This window comes from Ruminiclostridium cellobioparum DSM 1351 = ATCC 15832, from assembly GCF_000621505.1.
Taxonomy (GTDB): domain Bacteria; phylum Bacillota; class Clostridia; order Acetivibrionales; family DSM-1351; genus Ruminiclostridium; species Ruminiclostridium cellobioparum.
Genome location: NZ_JHYD01000088.1, coordinates 1 through 1274, shown reverse-complemented (window position 1 = coordinate 1274; position 1274 = coordinate 1). Strand labels below are relative to the sequence as shown.

Annotated in this window: 1 protein-coding gene and 1 pseudogene; one reads left to right on the top strand and one right to left on the bottom strand. The window is 32.2% G+C overall.

From position 1 onward, the window contains the following. Positions 1-208: 208 nt before the first annotated feature. A complete protein-coding gene (locus T344_RS0119435) occupies positions 209-1009 on the bottom strand; it encodes a hypothetical protein (protein ID WP_027630053.1) in 801 nt (266 codons plus the stop codon). Positions 1010-1161: 152 nt separating this feature from the next. Between T344_RS0119435 and T344_RS31605 the strand changes: the two are divergent. Then, a pseudogene (locus T344_RS31605) lies at positions 1162-1274 on the top strand (ABC transporter substrate-binding protein); the annotation flags it as partial.

Below are 1274 nucleotides of genomic sequence, written 5' to 3'. Positions count from 1 at the left end.
TTTCAACTGCAATTTTCTACCTTTCTATTATAGCAAATGATAAATTCCTCGGTTAATAATATGTAATAAAATTCTATAATAGTTTTATATTAACATATCCCATCGCCTTTAGCAATATAAATATGGAAAATAGTTTTAAGCACCTCGTTCTCAATTAACGGGGTGCTTAATTGTAGCTCAAAATAGTTGATATTTTTATTATAGTCTATTAAGAAGCGATAACTTGTAGAGAATCAGTCCATGTTGAAGTTGAACTTCTACCAAGTTTTACGGTCATAGTACATCCAACAACAACTGCACTATATGACTGTGCATAAACAGGATACCAACTTGTTGGAGCATTTTGAGTAAATGAACTTACTTGACCAAAATCTTTATCGATTGTTTGCACCTGATATCCATTGTTTTCTGTAATACCACTCTGTCCAAGAGTAGTCTTTAAATTCCATACCTGAACACCAGAGTTCAATTGACTGACATTTCCATTTGCACTATCTAATTTAGCATATGTTTTATTATTAATTAGAGATTCTGTCCAGTATATGTTTACAGACATATATCCACTTGATGACGTATCCCATTTACCATCACCCTTTAATTTATTCGGTGTTAAAAAACCTGATGATATCTCAAAATTGGCTGATTTTAAATCCGGCGAGGCCAAATTAGCTGTTGCTTGTTCATCCTGAATTTTATAAAACTTGGTTATCACACTTTTCTGAATAGTATCTCCTTTACTGTTTCTACTTTTGGAGATATTTTGTTTTATTTTATAAACAATATTATTATTTTTATCAAGTTCCACCTCTTCTTTGGCTTCAGTTTCACTTTTTGCCATGGTGAACAATTTTTTTATGTCTTTCTCCTCATCATTCTTTTCGATTTCAATGTTAAAAGACTTTTCATCAATCACTGTTTCATCATTTTTAGCTGATACCGTTGATGTAAATACACTCAACGAAGTTAATACTATTACTATTAGCAGTACCAAGGATATTACTTTTTTCATAAAAATTCTCCTATTAATTTATTTTTTGCCGGCATATGTATATTATACCAGTATTTTCCTGAATGGTAATGTAGAAAGTATACAAATTTTAATATAATTTGATGTTTTTATTTATATAATCCCCCATATAATGAGTTCATTTTGAGATTAGCAGGAACGGTTCCTTTCTGGTAGGAAGAAATCCCGATGCCGGCTTTAAATGGAGCAACCTGAAGGGTAGGAATGTAATCGGCGGCCGTAAGGGCGGCGTACCCGAAATGACGGT